Source organism: Halalkalibacter nanhaiisediminis (assembly GCF_007830185.1).
GTDB lineage: Bacteria > Bacillota > Bacilli > Bacillales > Bacillaceae_D > Halalkalibacter > Halalkalibacter nanhaiisediminis.
On record NZ_VLKZ01000002.1, the window covers coordinates 18,849 to 36,758 of the forward strand.

Here is a 17,910-nt window from a genome sequence, read left to right on the forward strand (position 1 = left end):
TCTCATGGCCTTTTTTGTAGAATCATCGTATGATAAGAAGGAATGATATAGGTAACGAGGGGAATGTCCATGAGCCAAGATTATAGTCAATTTGTCCAAAATGTAAAAGCAAAAACAGCAATTGATCTTTCCTTATATAAAGAAGCTCAAATGAAACGTAGGTTAGAATCATTAAGAGATAAAAAAGGCTTTAAGGATTTTCATTCTTTTTATCAAGCGATGACAAAAGATGAGGCATTATTTAATGAATTTTTAGAACGAATGACGATTAATGTTTCAGAATTTTATCGCAATGCAAAACGTTGGGATGTACTAGAGAAGAAGATCCTTCCTCGTTTGCTTAAGGAAAACGCTAAGTTAAAGCTTTGGAGTGCTGCTTGTTCAACTGGTGAGGAACCATATACGTTAGCAATGATTATGTCTAAATTTATGCCACTTCAAAGAGTGTCGATTTTAGCGACGGATCTTGACCTAGCTATTCTCGAACGCGCTAAAGTAGGATTATATACAGACAGATCCTTAAAGGAAGCTACGCGTGAGGTGATCACATCTTTTTTTGATAAAGATCCGATGGGTTATAAAGTGAAAGAGGAAGTAAAAAAAACGGTTCGCTTCAAACAGCAAAATTTATTGGCGGATCGTTTTGAAGAACAATATGATTTAATCATTTGCCGTAATGTAATGATTTATTTCACAGAAGAGGCAAAGCATGAGCTCTATCATAAATTTAGTCGAGCTTTACGTCCTGGTGGAGTACTATTTGTTGGGAGCACAGAACAAATTTTTAATCCTTCATCTTATGGTTTTGATACGGAAGATACTTTCTTTTATCGGAAACTAAACTAAAGAATTGGTTGAGTTTCTTTTCATACTTAGACGGATTGATTTTAATTTGGTACAATAACTTATTATTAACGAAATGTTCTTATATTTCTACAAGACAGTGTTTGAAAATCATGTTATAATTTAACGCATAAAAGCGATAAAGAGAAAGACGTTCGTTTGCTTGCTACGTTTTACATAGAAAAAACATAGCGTCTTTTATTTAGCAAAAGATGTTGTGATAAGTAATCCCGTTTTGTAAGGAGCGTCAAGTACATAGGAGGAGTCAAGATGAGATATTTAACAGCTGGTGAGTCACATGGCCCACAATTAACGACAATTATTGAAGGAATTCCAGCGCAACTGGAATTGGTAGCCGAGGACATTAATACGGATTTAGCACGTCGTCAAGGTGGCTACGGTCGTGGGAGAAGAATGCAAATTGAAAAGGATCAAGTCCAAATTTTAAGTGGTGTTAGACATGGTCGTACAACTGGTGCGCCAGTAGCACTAGTTGTGGAAAATAAAGATTGGACTCATTGGACGAAAATCATGGGTGCTGAGCCGCTTGATGGTGAAGAAGAAAAAGAAGTAAAGCGTAAATTAACTCGCCCGCGTCCTGGACATGCTGATTTAAATGGGGCGATTAAGTACGGACACCGTGATATGCGTAATGTGCTTGAGCGTTCGTCTGCAAGAGAAACGACTGTTCGTGTGGCGGCAGGTGCTGTTGCGAAAAAAATCCTTGCACAATTTGGGATTAGCGTAGGGGGCCATGTTTTAGAAATTGGCGGCGTTAAGGCAGAAAATGTTGCTTATGAATCTGTTAAGGACTTACAAGAACGTTCTGAAGCGTCACAAGTTCGTTGTCTTGACGAGGAAGCTAGTCAAAAGATGATGGAAGCAATTGATAAGGCAAAACAGGACGGCGATTCAATCGGAGGAATTGTTGAGGTTGTGATTGAGAACGTCCCAGTAGGACTAGGAAGTCACGTTCATTATGATCGTAAGCTTGATGCGAAAATCGCAGCTGCTGTTATGAGTATTAATGCGTTTAAAGGTGTTGAAATCGGAATTGGTTTTGAAGCGGCAAGTTTACCAGGAAGCCAAGTTCATGATGAAATCATCTGGGATGAGGAGCATGGATACCGTCGTAAAACGAATCGCCTTGGCGGATTTGAAGGTGGTATGACGACAGGAATGCCAATCGTTGTACGTGGTGTCATGAAGCCAATTCCTACATTATACAAACCACTACAAAGTGTCGATATTGAAACGAAGGAGCCATTTGCAGCAAGTATTGAGCGTTCTGATAGTTGTGCTGTACCAGCAGCTTCTGTGGTCGCTGAAGCAGTTGTCGCTTGGGAAATTGCAAATGCTTTGCTTGAAACATTTGGAGCGGACCGTATTGATATCATTCAAGGAAATGTGAAACGTCATCAAGACGAAGCGAGGAAGTTTTAATGAAGAAAGTTACGATCGATACGTCATCCAAAGCATATGAAGTCTTTATAGAAGCAGGGGTACGTCATTCGATTGGAAAACAATTGGAGACAGTGTTAACTCAAGCTCCTTCATCAATTTTTATTATGACGGATTCACAGGTTGCGCCGCTTTATTTAGATGATGTCGTAGCAAGCTTTGAAGAGAAGTTACCTGTCTATAAGGCTGTTATTGAAAGTGGAGAAGCGTCAAAATCGTTTGCAGTTTATGAACAAATGCTAACGAAAGCATTAGAATACGGATTAGATCGAAAATCTGTCGTTGTTGCTTTAGGCGGTGGCGTTGTTGGTGATTTAGCAGGTTTTGTTGCGGCAACGTATATGCGTGGAATTCGTTTTGTTCAAGTTCCAACGACCTTACTTGCCCATGATAGTAGCGTCGGTGGAAAAGTGGCGATTAACCACCCGCTCGGAAAAAATATGGTCGGAAGCTTTCATCAGCCTGAAGCTGTTTTTTACGATACAGAAACACTTTATTCTTTATCGGAAAGAGAGTGGCGTTCTGGATTTGCTGAGGTAATGAAGCACGGCTTTATCCGCGACCCAGAGTTTTTAGAATGGCTACAGCGTGAAGTGAAGACGTTTGATCAAATACCAGTTGAGCGCCTAAATAGCCTCCTTGAAAGATCGATTGCTGTTAAAGCTCAAATTGTATCTGAAGATGAGCGAGAAGCAGGAGTCCGAGCTCACTTAAATTTAGGTCATACTTTAGGTCATGCGCTTGAAACCGAATTAGGATACGGAGTTATGACTCATGGTGAGGCAGTTGTCATTGGGATCGTCTTTGCTTTAAAATTAAGTGAGGAATTGTTTGATATTAAACTTAATATTGATCATTACGAGAAATGGTTTAACAGTCTAGGCTATCAAACAAAGCTTCCAGCTAATGTAACAACATCAAAATTGGTGAGTACGATGACGAAGGATAAGAAAGTAGAAGCAGGTGCGATTCGAATGGTGCTACTAAGTGAGCTTGGTCAAGCAACAACGAAGGAAGTTTCGGCTGATCTGCTTGAGAAAATGCTAGACGAGCGAATGGAGGTAGCAACGAATGGTTAGAGGAGTTCGAGGTGCAACAACAATCTCTCATAATACGGAACAAGAGATTATGGAGGCAACAACAGAGCTTGCAAATGAGTTAATTGAAAAAAATCAAATTGATCCAGAGAGTGTTGCACATATTCTGATCACTGTTACAGAAGATATAAATGCTGGTTTTCCTGCGAAAGTGCTAAGAGAACGCTCGGGTTGGGAATATGTACCCGTTGTTTGTGCGCAAGAGATTCCTGTGCCAGGTAGTTTGCCACTTTGTATTCGCGTTTTAATGACGGTGAATACAGATGTAAGGCAAGATCAAATCGTTCACGTTTACCAGGGTGAAGCAATTAAACTGCGTCCTGATTTATTCAAAGATAAACAAGTCTAAATTCATCTGACTAATACCTTTATCTGGCTTTTCTTATTGACGAATCAATAAGAAAAAGGTAGACTAATTGCAGATGAGTGAAAGAATTCATTTCTTTTACTTAGAGCCGAGAGAATGAGTATTAGTTTGAAGAATGAAAGACTAGTTTAGTTGAGAATGAGATTGAGTTGAGGAGAGCTGAGTTTAGTTGAGGGATACGTCTATCTATAATCCTCCTAAACCTTTTTGGTCTAGGAGGTTTTTCCTTATTAAATGATGTGGTATGTATGTTTACCGTGTCGTGATTATTCCCCCCTCCCTTCCTATTTCATTCATTCCATATGTAGGAGTGATTGCAAATGATAACCCCATTATTTTCTGATTTTAAAAAAGCAGCAAGTAAGTATAGAACGATTCCAGTTGTAGAACGTTTTTTTGCAGATGGATTAACGCCTGTTCAAATTGTTCATCAGCTAGGAGATCAAGTGTCCTTCCTTCTAGAAAGTAAGGATGAGCATTCACCTTGGTCGCGTTATTCATTCATTGGTTTAAATCCAATGTTTGAATTAATCGAAGAGAATGGTCTCTACCGTACGTATTCAAAAGACCGTGACATTGTGTTAGAAAAGACTACTTTCCAAGAAGCATTTGATGAAACGATGAGCTTTTTACATGTACAGCCACTAGATATTCCGATTCCATTTCGGGGCGGGGCAGTTGGCTATATGAGCTATGATGCGATTGAAACAATTGAACCAACTCTTGCTTCAAACACAGAGCAACGAGTACCTCATTATCAGTTTTTGTTTTGTCAAACGCTGATTGCGTTTGACCATACAAAAAAGGAATTAACGGTTCTTGTCCATGCAAGGCCAGAAGATGAGGGTCATCTTGAAGCGTATCAAGCAGCTTCAGCTGAAATAGAGCGTGTATCATCACTTCTTGAACAGCCTGTAAGTGGATTAATGCTTAAAGAGACACCGACACTTGATGAGGAAGTATCGTTTGCGAATGTGAAATCAAATTACAGTAAAGAAGCGTTTATCGCTGATGTAGAGAAGATAAAAGAATATATTCGTGCAGGTGATGTGTTTCAAACTGTTTTATCGCAGCGGTTTGAAATGGAAGTGTCCGCTTCTGCGCTAGAAGTGTATCGGGTTCTTCGAATGGTCAATCCATCCCCGTATTTGTTTTACTTGAAATTTGATGACTTAGAAGTTGTCGGAAGCTCTCCAGAACGTCTTGTTCAAGTTCAAGATGGTCATGTCGAAATTCATCCGATTGCTGGTACGAGGAAACGTGGCAAGGATGAAGCTGAAGACAATGCATTAGCTAAAGAATTACTTGCTGATGAAAAGGAAAGAGCAGAACATTATATGCTCGTTGATTTAGCGAGAAATGATGTTGGTCGAATTGCAGAGTACGGTTCAGTGGAAACACCGACTTTACTTGAAATCGGTAAATTCTCTCATGTCATGCATATCATTTCGAAGGTGACAGGCAGATTACGTCAAGGTACGGAGCCACTTGAAGCATTAATGGCCTCTTTTCCTGCAGGCACAGTTTCGGGTGCGCCAAAGATTCGTGCAATGGAAATTTTACAAGAACTTGAGCCGACAAAACGCGGCTTGTATGCAGGAGCGATTGGCTACCTTGGTTATGACGGAAATATCGACTCATGTATCGCAATAAGAACGATGGTCATTCAAGACGGGAAAGCGTATATCCAAGCAGGTGCAGGCGTTGTAGCAGATTCTGTTCCAGAAAAGGAATTTGAAGAGACAGAGAACAAAGCAAAAGCATTAATTCGAGCTGTTCAATTAGCAGAGAAGATGTTTGGGAATGCTGAGAAATCAACGAAAGCTGAATATGGGGAGGCGATTGAGCATGCTTAAAGAGATTCTAAAGTCGTGTATGGAAGGACATACGATGACTAAAACTGAAGCGGAAAAAGCGATGAATCAAATTATGAATGGTGAAGCGACTCCTAGTCAAATTGCTAGCTTACTCACAATTATGCGTTTTCGTGGTGAGACGGTCGACGAAATGACGGGGTTTGCGCGTTCAATGCGTGCACACTCGGTTAAAATACCAGCTGATGATCTTCCTGTTGTCGATACGTGCGGAACAGGTGGAGATGATCTTGGTACGTTTAACATTTCTACAGCAACAGCGATTGTTTTATCGGCAATCGGTGTACCCGTTGCAAAGCATGGTAATCGTGCTGTCTCTTCAAAAAGTGGTAGTGCGGATGTGTTAGAGGAGCTAAAAATTTCGATTCAACACTCCCCTGAAGAAGCGTATCGTTCGCTACAGGAGTCAAATTTATGTTTCTTGTTTGCGCCACTTTATCACCAATCGATGAAGCACGCTGTTGCTCCTCGTAAAGAAATTGGCTTTCGGACTATTTTTAACATGCTTGGACCTTTAACAAATCCAGCTAATGCAAAGTATCAATTAATTGGTGTTTATGATACGGAATTTGCTGCGAAAATGGCTGAAACGCTCGGCCGACTAGGAACAACAAGAACGTTGTTTGTAACAGGTGGAGAAGGCTTAGATGAGCTTTCAATCACAAATGAATCAACGGTCATTGAAGTAAATGGAACGGATATCACTACGTACACACTAACTCCAGAAGATGTTGGTCTAAAACGTGGTAAACTAGAAGAGATCCAAGTAGCAACACCTGCTGAAAGTGCAGCGTTAATTGAGAAAATCCTCAAAGGGACAGCCAATCCTTCTGCAGAAGGGATTGTCATGTTTAATGCAGCCGCAGCTCTTTACGCTGCAAAACGTGTTGAGTCAATTAATGAAGGTGTCGAACTTGTTTCGGCTGCGATAAAATCTGGCTCTGTTTATCAACATTTTCAAACATTGCAGACGGAAAAAGAGGAGACGGAACAACATGCTTGAGGTAATTCTTGAGACTAAGAAAAAAGAAGTAAGTGAGTTAACAACAATGCCAGAACAAGTGAAGGTCGAGCACTATTCGCTTTTTGAAGCATTAAACAAATCAAAGCGTTCAGTTGGCTTAATTGCTGAAGTAAAAAAGGCTTCTCCATCAAAGGGTGTCATTCGTGAACAATTTGATCCTGTTGAGATTGCGAAGGGCTACGAAGCTGGAGGAGCAGATGCAATTTCTGTTTTAACGGATCGTGATTATTTCCAAGGTCATCCTGAGTATTTGTCCGCTGTTAAGCAAGTCGTTAAACTTCCTGTTATGCGTAAAGATTTTATTATTGACGAGAAGCAAATTGAAGAAACGGTTCGAATTGGTGCTGATGCCATGCTATTAATTGTTGGCGTTGTGCCGATTGAAGAATTAAAACGATTATATGATAAAGCGTATGAGCTAGGACTTGAGTGTCTTGTTGAAGTTCATGCAAAAGAAGAGTTAGAAGAATTATTATCAACTTTTACACCCAAAATCATTGGTGTGAACAATCGTAATCTTAAAACATTTGAAACATCTTTAACGCAAACGGAAGAAATGGCAGTACTCATTCCAGAGGGAAGCTTGTTTATTAGCGAAAGCGGGATTTATAATCGTGCTGATATTGATCGCGTGAAACGTGCAGGAGCAGCTGGTGTTCTTGTTGGTGAATCATTAATGCGTGCCAAAACGCCTGAACAAGGGATTGAGACATTATTTGGAGGCGAAGCTCGTGGCACCTCTTCTTAAGCTTTGTGGGAATCATTCTGAGGGCGACATTGAGGTTGTTTTTCATAGTTCAGCTGATTATGTCGGCTTTGTTTTTGCAAAAAGTAAGCGGAAAGTTGAACGGAACCAGGTCATTGAATGGCTGGAGAAGCAAGGACCAAAAGGCAATAAGAAGCTTGTAGCTCTTTTTGTCAATGCGGCAACTAAAGACATTGTCCAAGCAATTGAAGGCATTCCTTTTGACATCATTCAATGTCACGGCAATGAATCAGCTGAACAAGTAGCTGAGGTGAAAGACAAAACAGGACTAGACGTCTGGAAAGTCATTCATCATAACGAGGATGCGCTCTCTTTGATGAAAACTTATAAAGGAATAGCCGACGGATACATTGTTGATTGTAAAGTTGGAAATCAATGGGGTGGAACGGGTGTATCATTTGATTGGAAATATACACCGAGCTATATAAACGAGGGACGCGTGCAGCAGGTTCCTGTCTTCATTGCTGGAGGAATTAAGCCAATGAATATCGATGAACTACTTAGATATCAGCCAGATGGTATTGATGTATCAAGCGGAATTGAAGAGAATGGCAAAAAATCAAGCAAGCTAATTAGACAGCTAGAAGAAAGGATGAACAGAAATGGCAGCGACGTATCCAGATAAGCGAGGACGATTCGGGGAATTTGGCGGAAAATATGTGCCAGAAACGTTAATGAGCGTCATTGAAGAATTAGAGCAAGCATTAGAAGAAGCGTTAGCGGATGAATCATTTGTTGCTGACTATCATGAAAATCTTCGTGAATATGCAGGTCGTCCAACTGCGCTCTCTTATGCACGTAATCTGACAGAATCACTTGGAGGCGCAAAGATTTATTTAAAGCGCGAGGATCTTCTTCATACAGGTGCTCATAAGCTAAATAATGCAATGGGACAAGCTCTTCTTGCAAAAAGAATGGGCAAAACAAAAATTGTTGCTGAAACAGGGGCTGGACAGCATGGGGTTGCGACAGCCACAATTGCCGCAAGATTCGGATTAGAGTGTAAGGTGTTTATGGGTGCAGAAGATATGGAACGTCAAGCACTTAATGTGTTTCGAATGGAACTGCTAGGTGCAGAAGTGATTCCAGCAACATCTGGTAGCCAAACACTAAAGGATGCGACAAACGAGGCAATTCGTTACTGGGTTGCAAATGCAGAAGATACTTTTTATTTAATCGGATCTGTCGTTGGCCCGCATCCTTATCCGAAAATGGTTCGTGATTTTCAACGAATTATTGGCGATGAAGCAAGACGGCAGCTGCTTGAGGTAGAAGGCAAGCTACCAACTGAAATTATTGCTTGTGTAGGTGGCGGTAGTAATGCGATTGGAACATTCTATCCGTTTTTAGAAGACGATGTTCGTTTAATCGGAGTAGAGGCTGCTGGACTTGGTGTTGAAACGGATCAGCATGCGGCGACGATTACAAAAGGCCGTAAAGGAGTTATTCATGGATCGTTAACGTATTTGCTTCAAGATGAGGCAGGACAAATTACGGAGCCGTATTCGATTTCTGCAGGACTAGATTATCCTGGCGTAGGTCCTGAGCATGCCTATTTAGCAAGTAGTGGGCGTGTCGATTATCAAGCAGTAACGGATCAGCAAGCTCTTGATGCACTCAAGCTTTTATCTGAGACAGAAGGAATAATTCCTGCAATTGAAACTGCTCACGCGCTTGCAAAGGCTTTTGAACGTGCGAAGGACTTAACAGCTGATGATGTTATTTTGGTTTGCTTATCAGGACGTGGCGATAAGGACGTGCATACATTAATGAAACATTTTCGAGGTGAGTCGAATGAATAAACGAATGGAAGCTGCGACAAAGACTGATAAACCGTTATTCATTCCTTTTATTACAGCTGGTGATCCAACTGCTGATGCAACAGTTGAACTAGCACTTACGTTAGAGGAAGCAGGAGCAAGCATTCTTGAGCTGGGGATTCCTTATTCAGATCCGCTTGCTGATGGTCCAACGATTCAAGAAGCGTCTAAACGGGCTCTATCTGCAGGCATGACGCTTGAAAAAGCCTTGCATCTCGTTCCAAAGATGCGTGAGAGAGGCTTAAGCATTCCTGTTATTATTTTTACTTATTTTAATCCATTGCTTCAATACGGTGAAGAACGTTTGACTGCACAAGCAGCGGAGTTAGGCATTGATGGCCTACTTGTTCCTGATCTTCCTTATGAAGAAAGTGAAGATCTAGGAGATCTATGCAAAAAGCATGATCTTGCACTAATTTCACTCGTTGCGCCAACATCGAAGCAACGCATGGAGAAAATTGCTGAACGCGCCGAAGGATTTTTATACTGTGTCTCATCACTCGGTGTAACAGGGGTGCGTTCAGAACTCGATCCAAGAGTATATGACTTTTTGAAAACAGTACGTGAAGCAAGTCATATTCCAACAGCTGTTGGATTTGGAATTTCATCAGCAGAGCAGGTTAAACTGATGAATGAGCATGCTGATGGTGTCGTTGTCGGAAGTGCTTTGGTTTCCGAAATTGGTAAACGTGCGGATGAATTACGAGACGAAGAAACATGTCCAAATGCGTTAAATGAAATAAAAATGTTTGTCACTTCGCTCATTTCGTCGTAACATAGAAGTATCATACTTTAACAAGTTGAGGTGCTAAAGATGCAAGCAAAACCACAGTTACACGGGCTCCCGTCTTACAAGCCAGGGAAACCAATTGAAGAAGTAAAGAAAGAATTTGGATTAACTAAAGTCATTAAGCTTGCTTCAAATGAAAATCCATTTGGATCGTCACCTAAAGTAGCTGAAGCAATTCGTCAAATGGCAGAAAATACAGCTGTTTATCCTGATGGCTATGCAGCATTACTGCGCGAAAAAGTAGCGAATAAAATTGGCGTTAATGAAAATCAATTAGTATTTGGAAATGGTTCTGATGAGATCATCCAGTTTTTATGCCGTGCTTTTTTATCACCAAATACGAACACGGTAACAGCTCATCCAACATTTTCTCAATATAAGCTTAACGCAACCATTGAGGGTGCTGAGGTTCGTGAAATCTCAGGCCCTGATGGCATGCATGATTTAGATGCGATGCTTGCTGCAATTGATGAGCAAACGCGTATCGTTTGGGTATGTAATCCAAACAATCCTTCTGGTACATATGTGAACAAAGAAGCGTTCGAACGCTTCCTAGCACAGGTTCCTTCTCATGTACTCGTTGTATCTGATGAAGCTTATATCGAATACGTCACTGCAGAGGACTATCCAGAAACATTACCGTTACTTGAGAAATACAACAATTTAATGATTCTTAGAACATTTTCTAAAGCTTATGGACTAGCGGCCCTTCGCGTTGGTTATGGTGTTGCTAATCCAGCGTTGATCTCGATTTTAGATCCTGTTCGTCCGCCATTTAACAACACGACATTTGCTCATGTTGCAGCGGCAGCAGCTCTTGAGGATGACGCATTTATTGCTGAATGTGTCGAAAAAAATACAGCTGGATTAACACAATACGTGACATTTTGTGAGAAGCATCAATTAAGATACTATCCAACTCAAGCGAATTTTATTTTAATTGATTTTGGTAGATCTGGTGATGAAGTATTTGACTTTCTATTGAAGAAAGGGTTTATCATTCGTTCTGGAGAAGCGTTAGGATTCCCGACTTGTGCACGTATTACAGTTGGAAGCAAAGAACAAAATGAAGAAATACTCACCATATTAGAAGAAATGCTTGCTTCAAAGCCAGTTGAACAACGATAATGCATTTTGAAAAATCGTCTTTCATCAAATGTGAAGGGCGGTTTTTCGTAAGGTGGAAGGAGAATAAGATGAAACGAACGGTTTTAATCGTTGGTCTCGGATTAATAGGAGGCTCGATTGCCCTTTCCATACGAGAGGAACATGATGCGTTGATCCGCGGCTTTGACATTTCTGAAGAACAATTAAAAATGGCTCTTTCCTTGGAAGTAATCGATGAAGCTGTATCCTCGATCGAAGAAGGAATAAAAGAGGCTGATTTAATTATTTTGGCAACGCCTGTTCTTAAAACAGAGCAGCTTATTGGTGACCTTGCTCGATATGATTTAAAGCCAGGAGCGATTGTAACCGATGTAGGAAGTACCAAGACGCGAATTGTAGAACAAGCTGATTGCCTAAAAGCTAAGGGTGTGTCTTTTATTGGGGGGCATCCGATGGCTGGTTCTCATAAAAGTGGTGTTGAAGCGGCAAGAGCGCATTTATTTGAGAATGCCTTTTATATTTTAACACCTGCAGAAGGAACCGATGTTCGGGCGATTATTCAGCTGCAAAATTGGTTGAAGGGCACGAAGGCCACTTTTATTGAATTATCACCTACGCAGCACGACAGACTAGCTGGCGCAGTTAGTCATTTTCCACATATTATTGCCGCAAGCCTGGTCCATCAGGTAGCGAAAATTGAAGAAGAAGACCCGCTTATCTCACGGTTAGCTGCTGGGGGATTTCGTGACATTACCCGTATTGCTTCTAGTAGTCCGACAATGTGGCGCGATATTTTATTGCATAATAAAGAAAGTATGCTACAGTTACTAAAATCGTGGATGAATGAAATGGATACGGTGAAAACGATGATTGAAGCAGAGAATGCAAATGATATCTATACATACTTTCAAGATGCAAAGTCATTTAGAGATGGATTGCCTGTTCGCGAAAAAGGGGCGATACCTGCTTTTTATGATTTATTTGTAGACGTACCTGACCATCCAGGGGTCATTTCAGATGTGACAAGCATTCTCGCTCAGTATCAAATTAGTTTAACAAATATTCGCATTCTTGAAATACGCGAAAATATTATGGGGGTTCTACGTTTGAGCTTTAGGTCAGAAGAAGATCGACAGCGAGCACGCCTTAACCTTGAACAAGAAATGTATGAAACGTATATTATGTAAGGAGGACGATCATGACTGTCGTTACGGTAAATAAAAAAGAAGTAGGATTAAATGGTACAATCCGTGTACCTGGGGATAAATCGATTTCACACCGAGCTGTTATGTTTGGTGCAATTGCAGAAGGAACAACAACGGTGGAAGGCTTCCTTGCTGGAGAAGATTGTTTAAGCACAATTGATTGCTTCCGTAAATTAGGTGTGAGAATTGAACAAAACGGAGAGAATGTGACGATTGAGGGAAAAGGCTGGGACGGCTTAAAAGAGCCTAGCGAGATTCTTGATGTTGGAAATTCAGGAACGACAACTCGCTTAATGCTAGGTATTCTCGCAACACGTCCGTTTCACTCGGTTTTAATAGGTGATGATTCCATTGCAAAGCGTCCAATGGCTCGTGTCACCACTCCACTACGTGAAATGGGATCACACATTGATGGACGTGAAAATGGTCAATTTACGCCGTTATCAGTTCGTGGTGGGCAGACAAAAGGAATTGCTTACGAATCAAAGGTAGCAAGTGCACAAGTGAAGTCAGCGATTCTTTTAGCGGGTCTGCAAAGTGAAGGGGTTACCTCTGTTTCCGAGCCTGCCTTATCACGTGACCACACTGAAAGAATGCTAGAGGCGTATGGTGTTGAAGTGAAGCGAGAAGGTTTAAAAGTCTCTGTAGAAGGTGGACAAGTTCTTAAGGCACAACATATTACAGTGCCTGGGGATGTTTCATCAGCGGCCTTTTTCCTAGTCGCAGCGGCAATTGTTCCTGGAAGTAAAGTGACACTACAAGGTGTTGGCATGAATCCAACTCGTTCTGGTATTGTCGATGTATTACTAGAAATGGGCGCAACCATGAATGTAATGAATGAGCGCCTTGCTGGTGGTGAACCAATTGCCGATATTACAATTGAGACATCGTCACTTAAAGGAATTGAAATTAGTGGCGATCTTATTCCAAGACTAATAGATGAAATTCCTGTCATAGCTGTTCTTGCTACTCAAGCAGAAGGCAAAACAGTGATTCGTGATGCAGAAGAATTAAAAGTCAAAGAAACGAACCGAATTGATACAGTTGTTAGTGAATTGAAAAAGCTTGGTGCATCCATTAAAGCAACGGATGACGGTATGATCATTGAAGGAAAAACATCTTTACATGGTGCATCTGTTAGCAGCTATGGTGATCACCGAATTGGGATGGCAATGGCGATTGCAGGACTTATTACAGAAGGTAGCGTCGAAATCGAGCGCAGTGAGGCGATTGCTGTGTCATACCCTAATTTCTTTGAGCATATCGAAGAGTTGCAAAAGTAAAAGAAGTTCATATATTTTAGCATTTTAAATTACTAGGAGTTGCCTTTATGGCAGCTCCTGTTGCTATTTAAATAACAAAAAGGATCATGCAATTGCAACTTTAATCGAAACTTACTTAAAGAAAATGTCGTTACATAACAAATAGAAACAGGACTAATAGCGATTTTTTAGGAGGTAGTACAATGCGCAGGGAAAAGATTTACTATGTCTTGTTTTTGTTTGATCATACTATCAACTTCATCCATTAGCTATGCTTGCTCTTGTATTCTTTTACTGTTGAGTTACACTAAGCTCCCTATCATCATAAGCACAAAAAAAATCCTCAATTTGAAAACGTAAGCGTTTTCAAATTGAGGTTTAGCAAAAGCTAATGTTGTATGGATAGGAGTGGAGAGAAACCATACGCTTACTTTGATTATATCCAGAATAAAAAAGAAGTCAATAGATGAATTGTAAAAATTTAAAAATCTTCATCATCCGAAGCAATTGAGATGCACTAAGGTGTTCTTAATTGGATAACCCTCACATATCTTGTCTATAACAAGTGATGGGGGGAGAATGGCGATGTATTTGTTGGATCAAGCTGAAAAAGTTGAAGAAAACTCAAGTTATAAAAGCTCTTATTTAATTGATAATGGACAAGTTCGTTATGTTAGCAAAACGTTTCAACAATGGAATAAACAGCGAGTCGTCATGTCTAGTATCATTATGATGAATGGAAGGGTGATGTTATCAAATGAACTGACCCTTTCTCATGATTATAGTATCTTTCAACAACAGCAAAACGACCTCATTAAAAAAGGATGTACAACGGTTGCGGTGGCTTCCTACGTTCCATTCGAACGTCAACTTGATTCGATTTATAAACGGACGAAGCACGCAATGGCGAGCAGTACACTTGATTATATTATTGGTTTTACGCTTCCTTTAAAACTTCTTTCCCCTCAAGTGCTTAGACGCTGCCGGCATTTGAGGGTTCCATTTGTTCGCATTGTAATAAACTCTGTTGCTGAAATAGAAGAGCTGCCGTGGTCACATCTTTCCCAGACTTTATCAAGCTATTCGACTGTTGTTATTCCTGTTATAGAAGAGGAATCGCCGAAAATTAGAACCTCTATTCTTTCAACATGGACATCCTACTGTGCAGCATATCGCATTCATTCATCACCTCCTTTAGAAGATCATGAGGTTTGGCGAAAGGCGATGGTACAAAAAGTTGGCCTCTATCCAGAAAAAGGGGCAATGCTAGTAGGAAGTGATGCCGATTATTTGCTTTTTATTAATAATAAGACAGAAACGGTGTTTTCAAAAGATCAAACAGTTGCAAGAAAGGAGCTCTTTGTTTATCATGAGGAGGATCCATTCGTGGTAATATTAAGAGGACATGTCATAAAAGCTGGTCATGTCATTTCATTAAAGCCTGGTTTTGGTCGATGCATTCAAGTAAAACGACCTGGTAGATTTTTATCACTTGATGATCTAGTCGTCTAGATCTACTTAAGTAAAAAGACTACAATATATGCCGTCATCAACCAGATGATGGTTTCTTCTTTTTCTATTAAAGGGAATAACCACATTCTGCCTGAGAAAAGATCATTGGATACACATATAGCTGTAAGAGAAGGATAGGAGAAGATAATGATGAGAAAAATTGAAGAGGCGCTCGAAAAAATTGAGACAGGCAAGATTGAAGAAGGTTTAGCGCAATTATTGCTAATTGAAAAAGATGCGGATCATCAATCAAAGTATGCTATTGCCGAGGTGTATCATGAGCTTGGTCATGTTGATAAGGCGAAGGAGATCATAGATGAGTTACTCATGCTCTATCCTGATGAGGGAAGCCTATATGCATTTGCTGCAGAATTATTGATTGATCTAGATCAAGAAGATGAGGCAATTGAGCTTCTTTTAGAGATTAAAGAAGGTGATGAGGCTTTTTTACAAGCGCAACTGTTACTAGCCGACTTATATCAAATGCAATCACTTGATGAAGTTGCGGAGCAAAAATTGTTGAACGCTGCTAAAAAAGCACCTAATGAAGTGATTATCTCATATGGTCTTGGGGAATTTTATTTAGAGCGTGGGGATTACATAAAGAGTATTCCATATTTAAAAAAGGCTGTTCATTCAACAGAGAAAATCCCCAATGTTCACCTTGAATTGCAATTAGCAGAAGCATATAGTGCAAGTGGTCAATTTGAAGATGCTGTTCATTACTACCGAATTGGACTTGAGAAGTATCAAGATCCTCATGCGCTATTTGGCTATGGTTTTACCGCGTTTCAATTAGAAGATATGGTCATCGCTATTGAACAGCTTGAAAAATTAAAAGAGCTTGATCCAGATTTTTCGAGCTTGTACCCACTTCTAGCAAGGGCATATGAAGCTGAAGGTCGTTTAGATGATGCGATGGAAGCGTTAGAGGCTGGACTTTCCATAGATGAATATAACGAGCAGCTCTATATCCAAGCAGCCAAGTTAAGCTTTAAACGACAAAATCCAGACGAGGGAGAACATTTCTTAAGAAAAGTTATTGCCTTAAACCCTTCAAATATAGAAGCGGTCCAAACATTAGCTAGCTATTTTAAGCATAATGAATTATATGAGGAATTACTTGAATTACTCAATCACATGAAAGAGTTTGGTGAAGAGGATCCTGTTTTTACTTGGTATGAGGCTTTTGGGTTAAAAGAACAAGATCATTATGATGAAGCTTATAAGCTGTACCAAGAAGTTGAAAAGTCGTTTGAAGAAGATCATGATTTTCTAGAAGAGTATGGCTATTTCTTACTAGAATACGGTTTACGTGATCGTGCGAAAGAAGTATTTACACAGCTTCTTGTTATCCAACCAGAACGAACTGATATCCAAGAATTACTACAAAATTTAGACTGAATTTCACGTTTTAAAAAAGGAATTTGGAGATGGTTTATCGAATAGTAACAACATACGTTCTTTAAATAGGTTAAATAAAGGATTGAAGAACCTAGGAGGGGTGAAATATGGGTAACATCATTCCAATTGTTGAAAAGAAAGACTTTTTAAAAAGTTTCTTAAAACAGTATGAATTAAAACGTCGTGAGTGTGCTTGGTTGTTAAATTATTTGATGAGCGATGATCAATTAATGGAACGAGTTCATTTTGTTGAAAAGGCAGCACATACTCCTAAAGCCTTAATCATTTCAACAAAAGGAGTCGACAGTATCCCATTCTCCTTTCATAAACAAAAACATATTACAACAGATGCCGAAAAAGCGTTTCATGATATTCGTTTGAATCAAACGGAAGATGTATATATCGAACTTCATTTTAATGGAGCGAAACAATTTCCTCCTTACTTAACAGTCCTAGAAGAAAATCCTTTCATACCTGAAAATCTTGAGCTTGCAGTAGCTTACGAACAGGAAGCTGAGAAAGTTTTGGATGTTTCCATTAAGACATTTAAACGTGATCGTCTGCTTAAGGCCATCGATGCTGCGCTTGATCAAGATGATAAAACACAATTTAACTTATTGGTAAGCGAGCTTCAAAAATTAGATCAATAAAAGGCTAACAAATATATCTGGCTCTGTTACCACCTCATATAATGAATGAAGAGTGGGGTAACAGAGCTTAGATCATAAACAGTTAGCCTTTTATTGTATCTATCTATATTTCACGTTAAAATAAAAATGTGTAGTAATGAAGTATTGAAAAGAAGGTGTACATATGAAATGGCAAGCAAAAGAAATGGATACATACTTACAATCAAAAGAGTATGTTGATACAGCACTTATCCCGCTTATCCCTATAGCTTGGCAAAAAGATGTGAAATCGACAGTTGCCATGGGAGAATTTATCTCGATTATCACGTATGAAGTCGAAAGACAATTCCACGGGAGAGTGATACATTTTCCTGCTTTTACGTATGTGAAGAATGAGGAAATGAGTGAGAGAGTAAGCAGATTGAAAGAATGGGTGAAAGAATTAACGAGTGGCGGTGTCTCTCATATTATTTTCTTAACGTCTGACGGTGAGTGGAAAATATCAGAGCAAGAATTAGAAGGCATGCTGATTTGGTTACCAACGATTCCTCTTGAACATATGGAAACAAGCTACAAACGAGAGGTGATTAGCGATCAATTAAAGCAGCTAATTCCGATTATGACAAATAAATGGCAAAATAATTCCGCCAAACGTTAAGGTAGATTTGTCAATCCTAAATAACTGTATTTTTCTAGCTTCTCATCAAGCTTCTAAACTTGAGAGAAGCTTTTTTAAATTTTCCAAACTA

17 protein-coding genes are annotated in these 17,910 nt (G+C 39.8%); all 17 read left to right on the forward strand.

What is annotated here, in order from left to right:
- Positions 1 to 69: 69 nt before the first annotated feature.
- On the forward strand, positions 70 to 846 hold the full coding sequence (locus IQ10_RS02750; protein WP_277877932.1) for a CheR family methyltransferase: 777 nt from the start codon (positions 70 to 72) through the stop codon (positions 844 to 846).
- A 267-nt stretch (positions 847 to 1,113) separates the two neighbouring features.
- On the forward strand, positions 1,114 to 2,286 hold the full coding sequence (aroC, locus tag IQ10_RS02755; protein WP_144448966.1) for a chorismate synthase: 1,173 nt from the start codon (positions 1,114 to 1,116) through the stop codon (positions 2,284 to 2,286).
- The gene (gene aroB, locus IQ10_RS02760) at positions 2,286 to 3,383 is read left to right on the forward strand and encodes a 3-dehydroquinate synthase (RefSeq protein WP_144448967.1); all 1,098 of its coding nucleotides are present in this window, start codon (positions 2,286 to 2,288) and stop codon (positions 3,381 to 3,383) included. Before aroC ends, aroB begins: the two co-directional genes overlap by 1 nt.
- Entirely contained in the window at positions 3,376 to 3,750 is a 375-nt protein-coding gene (aroH, locus tag IQ10_RS02765) for a chorismate mutase (RefSeq protein ID WP_144448968.1), read from the forward strand. The genes aroB and aroH overlap by 8 nt, the downstream gene beginning before the upstream one ends.
- Positions 3,751 to 4,088: 338 nt before the next feature.
- On the forward strand, positions 4,089 to 5,624 hold the full coding sequence (trpE, locus tag IQ10_RS02770; RefSeq protein ID WP_199757374.1) for an anthranilate synthase component I: 1,536 nt from the start codon (positions 4,089 to 4,091) through the stop codon (positions 5,622 to 5,624).
- The gene (gene trpD / locus IQ10_RS02775) at positions 5,617 to 6,645 is read left to right on the forward strand and encodes an anthranilate phosphoribosyltransferase (RefSeq protein WP_144448969.1); all 1,029 of its coding nucleotides are present in this window, start codon (positions 5,617 to 5,619) and stop codon (positions 6,643 to 6,645) included. The genes trpE and trpD overlap by 8 nt, the downstream gene beginning before the upstream one ends.
- Positions 6,638 to 7,414, forward strand: coding sequence for an indole-3-glycerol phosphate synthase TrpC (gene trpC, locus IQ10_RS02780; protein WP_144448970.1), 777 nt, complete (start codon positions 6,638 to 6,640; stop codon positions 7,412 to 7,414). Before trpD ends, trpC begins: the two co-directional genes overlap by 8 nt.
- The gene (locus IQ10_RS02785) at positions 7,398 to 8,057 is read left to right on the forward strand and encodes a phosphoribosylanthranilate isomerase (RefSeq protein WP_144448971.1); all 660 of its coding nucleotides are present in this window, start codon (positions 7,398 to 7,400) and stop codon (positions 8,055 to 8,057) included. The genes trpC and IQ10_RS02785 overlap by 17 nt, the downstream gene beginning before the upstream one ends.
- Positions 8,035 to 9,234 (forward strand): tryptophan synthase subunit beta, encoded by a 1,200-nt coding sequence (gene trpB / locus IQ10_RS02790; protein ID WP_144448972.1) that lies wholly within the window; start codon positions 8,035 to 8,037, stop codon positions 9,232 to 9,234. The genes IQ10_RS02785 and trpB overlap by 23 nt, the downstream gene beginning before the upstream one ends.
- A complete protein-coding gene (trpA, locus tag IQ10_RS02795) occupies positions 9,227 to 10,027 on the forward strand; it encodes a tryptophan synthase subunit alpha (protein ID WP_144448973.1) in 801 nt (266 codons plus the stop codon). Before trpB ends, trpA begins: the two co-directional genes overlap by 8 nt.
- A 39-nt stretch (positions 10,028 to 10,066) precedes the next feature.
- Positions 10,067 to 11,170, forward strand: a complete 1,104-nt coding sequence (hisC, locus tag IQ10_RS02800; protein ID WP_144448974.1) for a histidinol-phosphate transaminase — start codon at positions 10,067 to 10,069, stop codon at positions 11,168 to 11,170.
- A 68-nt stretch (positions 11,171 to 11,238) separates the two neighbouring features.
- The gene (locus IQ10_RS02805) at positions 11,239 to 12,336 is read left to right on the forward strand and encodes a prephenate dehydrogenase (RefSeq protein WP_144448975.1); all 1,098 of its coding nucleotides are present in this window, start codon (positions 11,239 to 11,241) and stop codon (positions 12,334 to 12,336) included.
- Between the two features lie 11 nt (positions 12,337 to 12,347).
- Complete coding sequence (gene aroA / locus IQ10_RS02810; RefSeq protein ID WP_144448976.1) at positions 12,348 to 13,637, forward strand: 3-phosphoshikimate 1-carboxyvinyltransferase; 1,290 nt, start codon at positions 12,348 to 12,350, stop codon at positions 13,635 to 13,637.
- 564 nt (positions 13,638 to 14,201) lie between these two features.
- Positions 14,202 to 15,128 (forward strand): hypothetical protein, encoded by a 927-nt coding sequence (locus IQ10_RS02815; RefSeq protein WP_144448977.1) that lies wholly within the window; start codon positions 14,202 to 14,204, stop codon positions 15,126 to 15,128.
- A gap of 150 nt (positions 15,129 to 15,278) precedes the next feature.
- On the forward strand, positions 15,279 to 16,532 hold the full coding sequence (locus IQ10_RS02820) for a tetratricopeptide repeat protein (protein WP_144448978.1): 1,254 nt from the start codon (positions 15,279 to 15,281) through the stop codon (positions 16,530 to 16,532).
- A gap of 107 nt (positions 16,533 to 16,639) precedes the next feature.
- Positions 16,640 to 17,182 (forward strand): ReoY family proteolytic degradation factor, encoded by a 543-nt coding sequence (locus tag IQ10_RS02825; RefSeq protein WP_144448979.1) that lies wholly within the window; start codon positions 16,640 to 16,642, stop codon positions 17,180 to 17,182.
- A gap of 163 nt (positions 17,183 to 17,345) precedes the next feature.
- Positions 17,346 to 17,819: a YpiF family protein gene (locus tag IQ10_RS02830; RefSeq protein WP_144448980.1), complete on the forward strand. Its 474-nt coding sequence runs from the start codon at positions 17,346 to 17,348 to the stop codon at positions 17,817 to 17,819.
- Positions 17,820 to 17,910 lie beyond the last annotated feature (91 nt).